Origin of the sequence: Thiohalophilus thiocyanatoxydans (assembly GCF_004366735.1) — a bacterium.
Classification (GTDB): Bacteria; Pseudomonadota; Gammaproteobacteria; order UBA6429; family Thiohalophilaceae; genus Thiohalophilus; species Thiohalophilus thiocyanatoxydans.
This window is the reverse complement of the sequence record NZ_SOQX01000001.1, coordinates 372,253-388,264: the sequence shown is the minus strand read 5'-3', so window position 1 is coordinate 388,264 and position 16,012 is coordinate 372,253. Positions and strand designations below refer to the sequence as shown.

9 protein-coding genes are annotated in these 16,012 nt (G+C 55.9%); 1 reads left to right on the top strand and 8 read right to left on the bottom strand.

The features are described 5' to 3' along the window. Positions 1-7 precede the first annotated feature (7 nt). Together EDC23_RS01775 and EDC23_RS01770 are read right to left on the bottom strand one after the other, a co-directional pair. Positions 8-2,323, bottom strand: a complete 2,316-nt coding sequence (locus EDC23_RS01775) for a bifunctional diguanylate cyclase/phosphodiesterase (RefSeq protein WP_166668744.1) — start codon at positions 2,321-2,323, stop codon at positions 8-10. A gap of 426 nt (positions 2,324-2,749) precedes the next feature. Then, positions 2,750-3,670, bottom strand: coding sequence for a hydrogen peroxide-inducible genes activator (locus tag EDC23_RS01770; RefSeq protein WP_134080554.1), 921 nt, complete (start codon positions 3,668-3,670; stop codon positions 2,750-2,752). Positions 3,671-3,764: 94 nt separating this feature from the next. Here EDC23_RS01770 and EDC23_RS01765 point away from each other — a divergent pair, with 94 nt between their 5' ends. Next, positions 3,765-4,406, top strand: a complete 642-nt coding sequence (locus tag EDC23_RS01765) for a 2,3-bisphosphoglycerate-dependent phosphoglycerate mutase (RefSeq protein ID WP_134080553.1) — start codon at positions 3,765-3,767, stop codon at positions 4,404-4,406. A 444-nt stretch (positions 4,407-4,850) separates the two neighbouring features. Here the strand turns inward: EDC23_RS01765 and EDC23_RS01760 are convergent, their stop codons facing one another. The 6 genes from EDC23_RS01760 to EDC23_RS01735 all read right to left on the bottom strand — a co-directional run bounded on the left by EDC23_RS01760 (position 4,851) and on the right by EDC23_RS01735 (position 16,002). Next, on the bottom strand, positions 4,851-7,442 hold the full coding sequence (locus EDC23_RS01760) for an EAL domain-containing protein (protein ID WP_134080552.1): 2,592 nt from the start codon (positions 7,440-7,442) through the stop codon (positions 4,851-4,853). Further along, positions 7,439-8,827: a sensor domain-containing diguanylate cyclase gene (locus EDC23_RS01755; RefSeq protein ID WP_134080551.1), complete on the bottom strand. Its 1,389-nt coding sequence runs from the start codon at positions 8,825-8,827 to the stop codon at positions 7,439-7,441. Before EDC23_RS01755 ends, EDC23_RS01760 begins: the two co-directional genes overlap by 4 nt. An 84-nt stretch (positions 8,828-8,911) precedes the next feature. Then, the gene (locus EDC23_RS01750) at positions 8,912-9,733 is read right to left on the bottom strand and encodes a phosphate/phosphite/phosphonate ABC transporter substrate-binding protein (protein ID WP_134080550.1); all 822 of its coding nucleotides are present in this window, start codon (positions 9,731-9,733) and stop codon (positions 8,912-8,914) included. A gap of 863 nt (positions 9,734-10,596) precedes the next feature. Beyond that, a complete protein-coding gene (locus EDC23_RS01745; RefSeq protein WP_134080549.1) occupies positions 10,597-12,411 on the bottom strand; it encodes a thioredoxin domain-containing protein in 1,815 nt (604 codons plus the stop codon). Positions 12,412-12,689: 278 nt separating this feature from the next. Continuing rightward, a complete protein-coding gene (locus EDC23_RS01740; RefSeq protein WP_134080548.1) occupies positions 12,690-14,039 on the bottom strand; it encodes a sigma-54-dependent transcriptional regulator in 1,350 nt (449 codons plus the stop codon). Further along, the gene (locus EDC23_RS01735; protein ID WP_134080547.1) at positions 14,032-16,002 is read right to left on the bottom strand and encodes a sensor histidine kinase; all 1,971 of its coding nucleotides are present in this window, start codon (positions 16,000-16,002) and stop codon (positions 14,032-14,034) included. The genes EDC23_RS01740 and EDC23_RS01735 overlap by 8 nt, the downstream gene beginning before the upstream one ends. Positions 16,003-16,012: the final 10 nt, after the last annotated feature.

Genomic DNA, 16,012 nt, shown 5'->3' with positions numbered 1-16,012 from the left:
TATGCGCTCAGACATCGGAATGATCGCCATAACCAACAAAATCGATCAGCTTGTCAATAGACATCGGGCGAGCGAAGTGAAAGCCCTGTAGAAGATGACAGCCAAGCTCGCGTAACAAGATTGCCTGGGAGGAAGTTTCTACCCCCTCGGCGACCAGCCTGACCTCATGGCCTTTACCCAGCGCAATAATCGAGGCAATGAGTTTGCGGTTATACTTGTTCTGATCGATATCGCGCACGAAGCTGCGATCGATCTTCAGTTCCGAGATCGGTAACCGGTTAAGATAAGAGAGCGAGGAATAGCCGGTGCCGAAGTCGTCGATAGCAATATCGATTCCCATGTCACGCAGGGTACGCAGTTCACTGGCAATGCGATCGAATTCCTGAATCAGCACGGTTTCGGTCAACTCCAGGGTGAGTGCCTCGGGAGAAAAGTTCGCGGCATCCAGTGCCTCGCGTATTTTGCTCACAATTTTCGAATCCAGCATTTGCTGCGCCGAGATATTGACCGACAGCCTGATATCAGTCTCGCAACGTCGATTGAGTTCCTGCACATCCGCCAGGGCCTGATTGAGAACGAACTCACCCAGTTCGTTGATCAGCCCTGATTCCTCGGCCAGTGGAATGAACTCCTCGGGAGAAACGGCGCCGAACTTGTCACTCTCCCAGCGTACCAGCGCTTCGACACATTCGACTTCACTGGCTTTGGCAGAGAGTTGCGGCTGATAATGTACATACAGAGCTCGCTCGCTGAGCGCCCGTTCCAGGGCTTCACGCAACGCGGAACGGCGCTGCGCACGTTCGTTGAGTTGCGAGTCGTAATAGGCATGGCAGTCACGTCCCCGGTCCTTGGCCTCGAACAGAGCAATGTCACCATAACGCAACAGTTCATCGGCATTCTCTGCATCGTCCGGGTAAATAGCCACGCCAATACTGGCCGATATCCGATGCTCGATCTGGTTGAGCGTAATCGGTTGAACAAGCTGCTCACGTATTCGCATCAGAAGCTTTTCCAGCGAACTTCCGTTATGTATGTCGGGCAAAATAATCAGAAACTCGTCGCCACCGAGGCGTGCCACGGTATCGCTGGGGCGCACTGCCTGCTGCAGGCGCGGGGCAATCACCTGGAGTAATGCATCGCCATGGGCGTGACCATGCTGGTCGTTAATCTCCTTGAAACGGTCAAGGTCGATGAACAACAGGGCCACATGTTCATGTTCGCGGTGAGCAATTTTCAACGCCTGCTCGAGACGATCACGCATCAATGTACGGTTGGGCAGGTCGGTCAACGAATCATGATGTGCCAGATACGCCAGCTGATTCTCGTTTTTACGTTGCGTGGTCAGTGCCGAACGATAACCGATAAAACCCAGAGCCAGATAAATGCTCATCAGTGCGATCCAGGGAGCAAGCTTATGTAAAAACTCTTTAACAATACGGGCCTGCGGCAGGGCGGTTATCGCGTACAGGTTGTAATCCGGCAGATATTCATACGCAAGCAAGAGATCATCGGCGCTGAATCCCTTCTCCAGCGCGATGAACCCCTCCTGTGCTTTGTTCTTCTCAAGGGCCTCGATGATATAACTAACACTTGGCGAAGAGTAAATCTCATCCAGATGTTGGCGCGAGATAGCCTCGTTCTGGATGAAATGCGCGTACTGCAGGTACCCATCGGACCGGATCATGCCAACGCCGACCTCTTCAGGCAGTTCCAACCCGCCCCAGGCGGTAGTGCCTCCGGTAATCTGATAACCGGCGGTCATCACCGCCACTGGCTCGCTGTTGGCATCTTTGATTGTGGTTCGTATCGGGATCACCCAGTCATCGAGCAGGGGCATGAAATAGGGCCGCCCCGCCACCAGCCCGTCACTGTTCAGTGCCTGGTGGAAACTGTCGACAGATACCTCCTGTTCCATCAGGTTGGGCAGGGATTTGCCCTCAGGCACACCGCTGACGATCAACAGCTGGCCATTGGGCGCGGCGAGGCCAAAGCCCACCATGCCCGGATCAGTACGTTGCATATCCTCGATAATGTCACGTCCCTGTTCCGGGTTCTCCAGCGCGCCGGAACGCACCAGCTCTTCGCCCACGATACGCAGAACGGTCTCGTGCTTGATAAACGTCGCGCGGGTTCCCTGCACGAGCTGCCGGTTAACGTAACCCAGTTTGTCGCGCGCATCGCGTTTGGCATCCACCCACAGCTGCCAGGCCGAGATGGAAAAACCGATTAACGCCATCACCGTCAGCAGAATAAACAGCCACAGAATAGGCCGCCTGGAATTATCGGACTCAGCCGGGTTGTCGGTTTCTTGATAAGGACTCACGATAAACGGCTCTTCCGGTAACGTATTAACCTGCTGCCTGTCGGCACCGGTCATGCGCGGTGATAAGAAGTATCAACGTCTTTCTGGCTCTGGTTGCGGAGCTAATTGAGTATCAGTGATACAACATTTTCTCTGTCACTTTATGTTGACACTGTGTATTTGGCAACGATACCTCGTATATAATGTAGTAGACCCGTCATTCTTATCAATAAGTTTTATAAGCTCACCCGGTTCTTGTTCGACAACACTCGCAACGGGAAAGGTAGTGTCGCCCCTGAATACCCCTATTAAACTCACGCTGTGCAATGTGTGTCGTTACTTAAGAGCTGCGCCATTTGAACAAAACTACCGCGATCACAGCCCCTCCTTTTTAAAGCCTTCGTACAGGGACAAGGTGGTTCACTGTCGACGCCCGCTATCACAGACTTATGAGGATAACGGGGTGACCGTGTTGGGCAACTGCTGGAGAATGACCTTGGCCAGGGTATGCAGGGCTTCCATACGCGGGTAGCTGGCGCGGTAGACCAGTGACACGCGGCGGTAGGCGTCGGGCAGATCGAGCTGGCGGGTGACGATGCCGCTGCCGGTGATCCAGCTGCCGCGCATGGCCAGCGCCGGCACCAGGGTGGAACCAAAACCGGCACCAACCAGTTGCAGCAGGGTTTCCAGGCTGGCGGCACGCAGATCGGCCATCTCGCCGCGTTCACTGCGCTCCTTTAACCGGCACACCTCCATCGCCTGTTTGGCCAGGCAGTGGCCTTCGGCTAGCAACAGCAGCTCCGTGTTTTCCAGATCCTCGCGGGTGATGGTCTCCTTATTATAAAAAGCGTGATCGCGCGGATGGGCCAGCCAGAACGGCTCGTCATATAACGGCATCTGCGCCAGCTCGGGTTCGTCCACCGGGGTGGCCAGCAGGGCGGCGTCGATCTCATGGTATTGCAGGCGCCGGATCAGGGTGTCGGTCATCTCCTCGGAGAGAACCAGCTTGAGCTGCGGATACTGCTGCTTGAGGGGCATCAGGATCAGCGGCATCAGATAGGGACTGATGGTGGGAATGGCACCCAGGCGCAGGGGGCCGGCCAGCGGATCCTGGTGAGCCTGCGCCAGCTGCTCGATGGCGTTCATCTGCTCCATCATCAGCCGGGCATGACGCAGAATTTCCTCGCCGATGGGGGTCACCTCCACCGAGCGGTTGGTGCGCTCGAAGATCGCCACCCCCAGCGACTCCTCGAGCTTTTTGATCTGCCCGCTCAGGGTCGGCTGGCTGACGAAGCAGCGCCCGGCCGCCTTGCCGAAGTGGCGGGTTTCGGCCACGGCAATGATGTACTGCAGGTCTCTGAGATTCACGGTTTTTCGGGGCGCCCCTGTAATAGGTAATACCGATGATTACAGTATAAACAAACGATTTTGAAAATAAAGCAGAGGAGCCTATGTTGCAGCTATGAACACGAATACCAACCAAACCACCCATCAGAGGACCGGCCGCGTGCCGGTGGTGCTGATTCGCCACGCCCAGAGCCAGTGGAACCGGGAGAACCGCTTCACCGGCTGGGCCGATCCCCCACTGACCGACGCCGGGATTGCCAAGGCCCATGCCGCCGGCCACCGCCTGCACGAGCAGGGATACGTCTTCGATGCCGCATACAGCTCTCGCCTGCGGCGGGCGGTGACCACGCTGGATAGCCTGCTCGAAGAGCTGGGTCAGAATGAGATTCCGCGCGAACAGGCCTGGCAGCTGAACGAGCGCCATTACGGTACCCTGACCGGACTGGACAAGGGTGAGGCGATCAAACACCACGGCGAAGCACAGGTCTGGCGCTGGCGCCGGGGTTATCACGATCGCGCCGGGGCATTAACGCGAGACGATCCCCGTCACAGCTGCCACGATCCCCTGTGCCACGATATCGACCCGCCCGCTCTGCCGGATGTGGAGAACCTGGCCGAGACCCGCGCACGGGTGATGCGCTACTGGCAATCGGAGATCGAACCACGCATTCGCCGTGGTGAACGGCTGCTGATCAGCGCCCACGGCAATACCCTGCGTGCGCTGATCATGGCACTGGCGAACATGAGCGAGGAATAGGTCGAACGCTTTGAGATACCGACCGCCATGCCGATCGTCTATTACTTCAAGCGTGATGGTTCGCCGCTGGATTGGCATTACCTTGACGGGCAGAAACACCGGGTGGCTTAAGAATAGTTCTGAGTGCTGAGTAGGTAGGCCGGACATAGCACCTTCGGGCACAAACTCCGCGGTGTCCGGCAACCCGGGGAAATGCCCGATACCGCTTTGCTATATCGGGCCTACCGATCTGAGTTCTGAGTTCTAAGTTCTAAGTTCTGAGATCCGACTACTTTGTATTACCACGAAGACACGAAGAAAAATATTAATACACTTCGAGACTTCGTGTCTTCGTGGTAAAAATCAGCGGTGGTTGTGCAGGTTCTGCTGGCGAGAGGACGTCAGGTAGCGCTCTCGCGCAACCTGACCTACGACACCAAGTACCAAGAACTCAGGACTCAGGACTCAGCACTCAGAACTTTTCACCCAAGCCTTGCATTGCTCGGCCAGCTCATCCGGTGGCAGGGGTTTGCTGTAGAAATAACCCTGGGCGATGTCGCAGCCTTCGCGCTGCAGGAAATCGGCGTGGTGCTGTTCCTCGACCCCTTCGGCGACGGTCTCCAGACCCAGACTACGAGCCAGGTTGATGATAGTGCGACAGATCGCCTCGTTACCGCTATGCGCGCCGATATCCATCACGAATGAGCGATCAATCTTGAGCCGATCCAGCGGCAGCCGTTTTAAATAGGCCAGGCTGGAATAGCCGGTGCCAAAGTCATCGATAGTGAGCTTGATACCCAGGTTGCGAAATGCCTTCATCGCTTCGGTGGCTTTGTCCGGTTCCCGCATGATGGTCGACTCGGTTACCTCCAGTTCCAGTCTTTCACCCTGTATTCCGGCTTGCTGCATGGCGGCTTTAACCTGACGGACCAGCAGCCCACTTTCGATCTGTTGTACGGCGAGATTGACCCCTACCCGCGGGATATAACAATCCTCGCGATCCCATTGTATTATCTGCCGACAGGCTTCTTGCAGTACCCAGGAGCCGACTTCACCAATAATACCGGTCTGCTCGGCCAGCGGGATGAACCGATCCGGTGACAAAATGCCCAGCTGGTGATGCTCCCAGCGTAGCAACGCCTCAACACCGACGAGTCTGCCGCTGTGCAGATCGATCTGTGGTTGGTAATGGAGGACCAGCTGATTCCGTTCGACCGCGTGGCGCAGGTCATTTTCCAGTAACAGACGTTCCCGAATACCTTCCGAAAGGGAAGAAGAGAAGAAATAAAGACTGTTGCGCCCCTCGTTTTTGGCCGCGTTGAGCGCAATTTCGGCATGGCGCAACAGGGTTTCGTGATCCCCGCCGTCATCGGGGTACAGACTGATACCAATACTCAGGGTCACTACCAGCTCGTCGTCATCCACTACCAGCGGGACAGAGAAGCGTTGTAATAAATGATGCGCGGTTTCTGCTGCCAGTTCGGCACTGGCATTTTCGACCACCATAATGAATTCATCGCTGCCGGTTCGTGCCAGTGTATCGCCGGGGCGCAACATATTTTTCATCCGCTCGCTGGCCAGGATCAACAGTTCATCACCAAAAGAAAAACCCATCGTTTCATTAATATTTTTGAAACTGTCCAGATCAATATACAGCACCGCAGCATGGTGTTTGGGTTCATAAGACCGCTGAAGAGTCTCGCTTAACCGCTCATACAGCAATGTGCGATTGGGTAGCCCGGTAAGTGAGTCGTAATTGGCCAGGTAGCGCAGGCTGGCGGCCTGCTCGTGTGACTCGGTCAAATCACTCCAGGAACCAACAATTTCACCCTGTTGCCGGTTCTTGTCTGGCAGATATTGCATTTCATCGCGGATATACCGTAATTGCCCACCGGCGTCGAAAATGCGGTATTCATGCACCATATGGCCATTATATTGTACCTGGATCAGCCCGTTACGCGCCGCATCAAGATCGTCCGGGTGTATGGTTTGTTGCCACCAGTTGGGTTGAAAAACATCCAGCGGTTTATAACCAAACAGGCGCGGCAGATTTTCGCTGATCCACAGTGGCTTGACGATGCCGGCCTCACTGACCTGGAGCTGGTAGAGCACGACCGGACTGGTGCGTAGCAGGTGATCGAATCGACGATTCGTCATATCCAGCTCAGTCGTACGCCGACGTACCTCGCGACGCATCAATGTGCTCATAATCAACAACAACAGGACAAGGGTAATAACAAGCCCCAGTATCCAACGCACTGATTCGGGCATCAGGGTTTCATGTGAGCGCACCATCGCGTTTTTGAGCGCGGTAAAATAGAGGGACTCCTTGTCCTGGCGCCAGCGTTCCAGATAAAAATCGATTTGCTCAAGCAATGCACTGTTTTTCCCCTCGGGCGTGGCATAGTACAAACTTGCGGGATCAAAAACGATCGGCGTTTCCTGCAACTTGTAACGGGGACCGTTGATGCCGGCAAAATAACTGTTACTGACCACGACATCCGCCCGACCCTCGGCCACTGCTTCAAAACCCTCGGCCAGACTGTCGACCAGCACCGGGGTATACTCCAGGTCATAGCCGGCCATCATCTTTTTTAACGCCCGCTGCTGCACTGCCCCGCGCAGTACCGCGATACGTCGTCCATCGAGGTGCGGCAGCGCCAGCAGTCTGAGACCAGACTGGCTCCATATCTCCGACCAGCTATGTGTAACCGGAATGCGGTGAAAGTCGAAACGCAGATCGCGAGCTTCGTTCAGCGCCACATCCGGCATCAGATCGATATCCCCGCTCTCCAGTCGCTTCAGACAATCGTGCCATTTACAGTCGACAAAGTGTAACTGCCAGCCTTCCCGCCTGGCTATGCCCTGCAACAACTCAACAAACAAGCCGGCGGGCTGACCCTGCGTATCACGATAGACTTTGGGCCGGTTGTCATACAGGCCGACCCGAATCTCCTGGCTGCGCGTGAAGCCGGTTTCATTAAGCCACCACCCGCCTGTCAGCAACAACACAAGCACGACAACCAGTACCAGGATCAGGCTAAGATAACGCTTCATCCTGATGCCACCCGGTTACGTCCGGCATTTTTGGCCCGGTAGAGCTGTTTATCGGCAAGACTGAAGGCCTCGCTGATCCCGCTCCCTTGCTGTAATGGAAACTCCACAACACCTGCACTCAAGGTAAGAGGTATGGCTTTGTTATCGATCTCCATTGGTTTCCCGGCCATCGACTGCTGCAGCCGTTCTGCCACCTGGCTTGCCTCTTCAATGCCGGTTTCGGGAAGCAATATGGCAAACTCTTCACCGCCCAGCCGGCCCAGCAGATCACTGGGGCGCAACATGGACTGTACCTTCGCCACGAATGCCTTGAGTACACTGTCCCCGGTTGGATGGCCGTAGCGATCATTGATTTCCTTGAAGTGATCCAGATCCAGCAGGATTAACGACAAGGGAAGTTTATACCGTTCGGCCCGGGCAATTTCCTGTTCCGCCCGAGCCATCAATGCCCGACGATTGGCCGCCCCGGTCAGGGAATCGGTTGACGCCAGACGCTCCAGATCCTGGTTTGCATGCTGCAGTTCGACCAGCGCCTGCTCGGCGCGCTGTTTCTCCTGCCGCAACCGTGCCATCAGTTCGCTCTGGCTGTAGACCCGGGCAAAGGAGTACGTGGACAAATAGGCCTGCACAACACCAAAACTCAGCAGCAGAAAACCGCCGGCAAAAATCAGATGTGCCAGCCACCATTGATGGTTCCAGGGTGAGCCGATAGTAAAAGCAAAGGAAGACTGCCCAAACCATGCCAGCGACAGGGCATAAATAATCATCAACGGGTTCATGGCGCGACGCAAAAACATCCAGCCCAGGGTGATCCCTAACAACAAAATCGAGGCCGACTCCATGCCGACACGCAGCACAAAACTCGAGTTCCAGGGGGAATAGGCCCAGACCGCGACCAATGCATCGATCAATACAAAGATTCCCAACGCCAGAAGCCAACCACCAATGCCTAAACGGTGCCCCGGCGTATCGGCCGGCGCCTGATACTGCAGCACGGCCAGCAAAAAGCAGACCGCCATCACCAGCCGGGAGGCCGGGCCATACAGCAGAAACAACCATGGATTGTGGGGCGCCAGAGGTGTCAATAATCCATGTGGCGCGTAAACCACACTAAAACCGACAAACCCCAGTGCCAGCCACAGCAGGAAACGTTCACCCGATTCAAGGTAGCAACGCCAGGTTACATAACCGATAAACAGACCAAGCAGGATTGCCAGGGTAATCGCGGTAAAATGAAAAGTATGGTGCTCGAAAACCCGGGCGGGGTCCTGATTGAAATGTAGATAGAAAATGGCCAGTAACGGCGTAACGGCCAGAAGCCCCAGCAGCGTACCTCGATAGCCAAGGATAAAAGGAAGAAGAACGCTGCCGCGTGCACGATTCATAGAAAATCAGTATAGAACTGAATTTCCGATCCCACCAGCAGTCTCTCATCCGGCGAAGGTCACCCGGGCTCCGCCCAGCACAATTTACCAGCCGAAAATCACCCCTTCGAGCAGAGTGTTATAACCTTCGAATTCGTCATTATTTGTAGCGATGAAGCCTTTGGCTTTTTTGGCAAAGCGATTCAATGCCGGCCTCAGCGCCTCGGTACCGGCCTCGCTCAGCAATGCGTCGCGCAGTTTGGCCCGTTCTTCCGGGGTCAGCCGATCACTGGCAGAAATCGACTGGTTGGGCATGGCATCCGAGGTGTAAACGATTTTCAGTTCCTGTCGATCTTCTTCGTTCATGACATTCTGGTAGAACGAAGTACGTACCACAAAGGCGTCACACTCCCTCTTTTTGAACGCTTTGTAAACAGCCCCCATTCCACCCTTGACACCATGCACGACCGGCTGACGCACGGGATTACGGAAACGGGCCAGAACACTCAGGGTGGAGAGATTGGGCGGGGAGATCCCGCAGGAGGTTTTACCAATCATATCTTCGGGTGAGTCGATCGCCTGGTTATCCGCCGCAGTGAGCAGATGAAACTGCAGGTTACCGGGCAGTCTGACCAGCATCTCGTGGCCGACGTGCGCCACTCGCCATGAGGCAAAGTGCGGACCATCGAAGACGATATCGTAGGTCCCGTTACGGATATGACGCTGGTAATGCAACCAGTCCCTGGAATACTCGTATTCAACCGGTCGGTCGAGTACCTCGCTGATATACTCGGCTGTTACGGCATACTGTTCCTCTCCCGCAGCCTGGGATTCTCGTGGCGGTGCGGTCATGATCAATGTCTCGGCAGCGAACAACGGCTGCAACCAGGCAATCCCCAATGTTAAAAGAAGAATACGTGCTTTCATTCTGCCTCCCCTTATTTATCCTGTTATGCAAACCCCTCTCTCGACAGCACTGGCAAACCATGGCTGGCGGCGTGACAACCTGTTGTGATTATTTGCCGGCGGTTTTTGTCATTGTCTGCCCGGCCAGTCACAGAAGTAATACCTGTGATGCAAATTCCAGGCCTGACGAAGCAAATGGAAGGCCCCCCATAACACCCGGATTTTCCTCCTGAAAAACGCAACCTGGATTACAAACATCGCCACCAGCGCCGATTGATGCGACATTGACTGCGAAATGCAAAACGGAGCTCTGCGGTTTGCACCATACAACCGTCTTGACCGGGTTACACACTTTCTCCGAATCCACTGGTGGCTGCCCTGTGCCCGGTTGCGCCAGCGGCTGGTAACTGGAGTGGCTTCTAAAGTAGACGAAGATTCCGCCGGGGTGCAAAACAGGCCTGGGAGGGTACAAAATCATCGTTATTGAAGTGTCACGAGTTGAGCCTTGTTATCTGACACCCGGTCAGACCGATGACATTTACTTTTTGGCGGGACGATCCGGCGGCTGCCCGAGACGGGCTGGAGCGTATCGAATTCCATCATGAGCTCGAACAACAGCTGTAACCATGGTTGCAGTCACATCTCAAGCGCGCCGGAACCTGAACGAGCAAAGCACTCTATTCATACTGCGTTATCTGCGGGCGAGATGACCGGCCGGTTGATTGCCAAACGGAGTTCGACAAGTCAGCGTTGCGGTCTGCCCGTATCCCGCGCGGTCCTTGACAGCAATCCGGGACTTTCGAACAGCGGCCCCGCGTCTTTGCTATATCCAGTCAAGCGCTTTGCACTGCCCGACCCACTCGTTTCACCAAATAGCGATCCGCTTAACGTGACAACATGTTATGGCTGGCATACCAGAACGGCGATTCCAGCATGGGCGCCTCGCGCAATCCCAGTGCCAATTGCAGCGACTTTTCCAGTGCCGGATCGGGACGCTGCTCCAGCAGTGCGCGGGTGGCCTGTATCAATACCGCGGAAGGCGATGGCATGGGACCATCGGCCAGGACCGGCTGGCGCGCGCCATATTTGAGCAGGGGCCGGCGTTGCAACAACCAGCCTTCAGGGCTGAAAAACTCCTCCCAGGCCTGGTGGATGATGTCGTTGGCGACATTCAATGTCGCCTCATCGTTACGATAACGCGCATAATCCAGCAAGCCCCGCGCCACATAGGCGTAATCCTCGAGTCCGACATGTCCCAGTTGTTGCTGCGCGCCGTGAGCCCGCTTGAGCTGCGAACCGTCCCACAGCTCATCGAGAATAAAGCCCTGTAACGCCACCGTGGCCTGTTTCAATCCGGCGTCCTCGCGCGCGCCGGCGACCAAGGCAGAGAGCGCCAGGCCGTTCCAGGCGGCAATCTGCTTGGTATCGGCCGGCAGGGTGCGTTGGCGACGTTGCTGCAGCAGTTTGGCACGGCTGCGTGCCAGGATCTGTTCGACCTGTTCATTCGGTTTTTCCAGTGTCTCGGCCGCCTCCTCCACACTGGTGACGATACGCAGATGATGGCCATGCTCCAGTTCCGGCGGGCCGTCCAGATCCCAGACACGACGCGCTACCTCGAACTCCGTCTCGCTCAGGACTGCTTTCACTTCAGCTTCCCGCCACAGGTAATAGCCACCCTCGATATCTTTGTCGTCGATGGCGGAGAAACTCGACAGCAAGCCGCCGTTCTCGCGCTGGAAGTCGCGGCGCATAAACTCCAGCGTCTCCAGGGCAGTCCGGCGGTATACCGGCTCATCCAGCACCCTGGCCGCACGCAAATAGAGGGAAGCCAGCAGGGCATTGTCGTACAGCATCTTTTCAAAATGCGGCTCCTGCCAGCCCGGATCGACGGTATAGCGGAAAAAACCGCCCGCCAGGTGATCATACAATCCCTGGCTCGCCATGCCCTGCAGGGTCAGATTCAGAAAATCCCCCAGCCTCTCCTGCTTCTCCTGCTGATAGATTGTCAGCAAGGCATTCAGCTGCGGTACCGAGGGAAACTTGTTCTCGGCGCCAAAGCCGCCTTCCAGTTCGTCGGCCCGGCCGAGGCTGGCTTCGAGGAACTTCTCGCGTAATTCACCCGCTTCGACATCCTGTGTGACGGGTGAGCGCTCGTTAAGTTGCGCCGTCGTACCCCGGGCCAGCCCCCTGAGTTCGGCCGGGTCCGACTGCCACTGTTCCCGAAGCCGCGCCAGAATCTGCTGAAACTCTTCCGGCGGCTGATACACCATTCCCACCAGCGGATAGCCTTCCGGCGTAATGAAGACATTCAGTGGCCAGCCGCTGTAACCCTGGGTGCGTTCGACAAAATCGAGCAGGCGATTATCCAGTGCCGGATTCAGTTCACGGTCCACTTTAACCGGAATAAAGTGACGGTTAAGAACCCCGGCGATTTGTGCGTTTTGATAGCTTTCCCGTTGCATGACATGGCACCAGTGGCAGGCGAAATAGCCACTGGAGACATACAACAGCTTGTTCTGCTTTCTGGCTCGCTCAACGGTCTCGGCATTCCACTGCTGCCAGTGCACCGGATCCTCGCCGTGCATGGCCAGATAGGCCGAGCCGTGATCCGCCAACTGGTTGCGCAACTCGTCACCGACGACGCTTGCCGGCAGTAACAGCAAACCGAAGCAACATAACCATTTGGAAAGAAATGACATAACCGATAATATTGATCAAAGCTTGTTAATAAGACAGTGGCAGCTTGAAAAAATTCATAGGATCGGCTCGCGGGATACACCCTGCCCTCTTATCCAATGCCCTGGAAAAAACGCGGAGGTCGCGGAGACGCAGAGGACGTAAGGCAACTTTTAATGTTGAATTTTGAGTTAAATGCAGACGCTGCAATTCAAAATTTAAAATTCAACATTAAAAATTACATCTTTGCGCCTCCGCGACCTCCGCGTTAATTTCCAGAGTACCCAAAAATTGATTCGAACTACTCGCTCCCCTCTTCCTGCTTGTAGCTTTGCAGTTTTCGCCACAGGGTGGATTTGTTGATGCCGAGGATTTCGGCGGTTTTTTCGCGACTGCCGCTGAAGCGGTCCAGGATCTTGTAGATGTAACGCTGCTCCAGTTCGGCCAGACTGGGCAGATCACTGTCGATCCCCCCGCCACTGCGGATAGTGTCGATATCATCCAGATGCAAAACCGGACTATCGGCCAGCGCGATGGTGCGTTCGATCAGATTCTGCAGTTCGCGGACGTTGCCGGGCCAATCATGTTCCATCAGCTTGTGCATCGACTCCTGATCGAACTCCCTGACCTCGCGGCCATACTGACTGGCGTAATGATCGATAAAGTAGCGTACCAGAATCGGAATATCATCCCGCCGCTCACGTAACGGCGGCATGCGGAATTTAACCACATTCAGGCGATGATAGAGATCGTGGCGGAACTGGCCCTCACTGACCAGTTGGTCAATATCCTGATTGGTTGCCACGATAAAGCGCACATCGATAGGCGTGGGTTGCAGGCCGCCTACCCGGGTAATCTGCTGCTCCTGAATCGCGCGCATCAGCTTGATTTGCATGGCATCGGAAATGTTGCCGATCTCATCCAGAAATACCGTCCCCCCCGAGGCCATCTCCAGCAAACCGCGTTTGCTCTGGTGCGCGCCGGTAAAGGCGCCCTTTTCGTGGCCAAACAACTCGGTTTCCAGCAGGGTGTCGGTCAACGCGCCGCAGTCGATGACCACAAACGGCTGATCGGCGTATTCGCTCTGGTAGTGAATGGCCCGCGCCGCCAGCTCCTTGCCGGTCCCCGACTCGCCCTCGATAATCACGTTGCAGCGGATGTCGGCGATTTTGCTGATGATTTTATAGATTTCCATGATCGGCCCGGCGTGTCCCACCATGCCGAAACGGTTACGTTCGTCGCTGAGCTGACGCTTGAGCAGCCGGTTTTCCTGGCGCAGGGCGTCGAGCTTGAGATTGCGCTCGATCAGCAGCTGCAACTCATCCATGTCATAGGGTTTTTTGATAAAGTCGGTGGCGCCGTGACGCATGGCCTCGATGGCATTATCCACGTTGGCGTATCCGGTGATAATAATAAAAGGAATACGGCTGTCCTGCTCGCGGACCGCCTGCAACAGTTCGGTGCCGCTCATATCGGGCATGCGCAGGTCGCTGACAATCAGCTGCACCGGATGCTGTTTGAAATACTCCAGCGCGGCGAGCGGTTCCTGGTAGACGCGGCATTCAAAATCCGCCTCCTCGGTAAAGCGGGCCATCAGCTCACCGGCTTTGGGATCATCGTCGACAAACAGTATGACGGGCGGGTTAGTCATTGGCGACTCGTTCCTGGTTCGCGCTGTCGGCCTGTAACGGTAGTACAACTGTGGCGGTAACACCACCGTCGGGGTTGTTTTCGATCGTCAGCGCACCATTATGGAATTCGATAATCCCCAGGCTGATCGACAACCCCAGTCCGCTGCCCTCGCCTTCAGCCTTGGTGCTGAAGAAGGGATCAAAAATATTGTCCAGTTTCTCCGGCGCGATACCCTCGCCCTCATCGCGAATGGTCAGTATCAACCGCGTCGCCTGACGCTGACACCGAATCAGGACCCGGCCATCCGGGGGACTGGCCTGAATCGCATTCAACAGCAGATTGATTAGCGCCTGCTGTAGCTGACTGCGGTCGCCCTCCAGCTCGCCCGCAAAATCACACTGCAGATCCAGCTGTACATGCCGTCCCCTGGCGGCCTGTCTGACCAGGGCCAGCGTATTTTCCAGCCAGGGCTGAACATCGAAATGACTGTATTGCGGCGGTACCTGGCGGGCGAAATTGAGAATCCCGCGCACGATGTCCGATGCTCTCAAGGCCTCGTCGCGCAGGGCGTCCAGATCCGTCTGTACACGTTGACGGGTTTGAGGCTCATCGTATTCCACTTTTTGCAGCGTACGCTGCAATAATTTGGTATAGGAGAGCACATTGTTGAGTGGGTTATTGATCTCATGACCGATGCCCGCCGCCATCTGGCCGATACTGGCCAGCTTGTTACTCTGCAACATCATGTGTTCGGCGCGATCACGCTGCTCGCGCGCGGTATCCAGGGTGTCGGCCAGATAATTGAAAGCCTGGGCCAGCGCCCCGATTTCATCGATCGCCTGCTTCTCCTCGGCGCGCTGGGTATGATCGCCATTGGCATAGGCCTTGATTCGGCCAGCCAGTCGACAGACCGGTTGCGCCACCTTGCGCACGCCGATGTCGCTCAACAACAGCGTGATAATCAGGGCAGCAATACCGAACAACCCGATGCCGATCAGAATGACGGAATAGGGGGAAAAAATGACACTGGAGTCGATATGCGAGGTCAATACCCAGCTGATCAGCCGATCCGGATAGGGGGTCAGCTCGACATAATAGTTGTGGAATCGTTCGTCCTCACTGCGATATAAGCCGCGGGTACTGTCCACCACTTCGGTCAACATCTGATCATCGTATTTGTCGCCGGCAAACACTGTCTCGGCCCGGATCTGGGCAAAACGGATGTCGCTGCTCTTGTCATACAAAATCCGGCCGTGGCGCCGCGGCTTGTCGGGATTGTTTTCCACCACGAACAATTCGCCCTGATACAGGCGCGAGGCGTTATCCAGAATCCTGTCCAGATGCCGGCCACCCAGTGTGACGGCCAGCGCCCCCACCCATTGATCGTCCTGATAGAGCGGGACCACATAATCGAGCAAGGTGAAGTTAAATTCCAGCATCTCATTGAGCCGGTTGTGCGGCAGATCCAGCGCATGGGCCTGATCCGGTGCCAGTTCGCGCAATCGCGTGACAAACTTTTCCGAAGCGATCTCCTGCTCGACATAATCGAGCCCCGAGAGGCTTTCGTACGTCGGATCGCTGCGGTTATTGTGACTGACCTTGACCAGCGAGTTGCCTTTGACGTCCAGCAGACGCAGGTAAAAGGTCCCCGGCAAGATAGTCTGAAAGCCTTCAAAATAGCGATTGACCTGCGCACGTAAACGGGCACTGTGCTCCGGCAAGCGGCCGGAGGCCTGCCCCGCCAGTACCGGAACAAACCCCTGCACTGCCGGCGCCCGCGCCATCCCCTGTACCAGCTCCTGGTTATCCCGCAGATGGCGCTCCAGCTCGCGCGAAATACTCTCCAGGCTCGACAACACATCATGGGAAACCGCCTGTTGATAGGCGTTCTGGCTGTAATAGGTCGCGCCCAGCATCAGACCGGTCAGCGGTACCACCGTGGCGAAAAATACCCAGATGAAGATGTTGGTTCGTATACGCAAGGTTTCACTT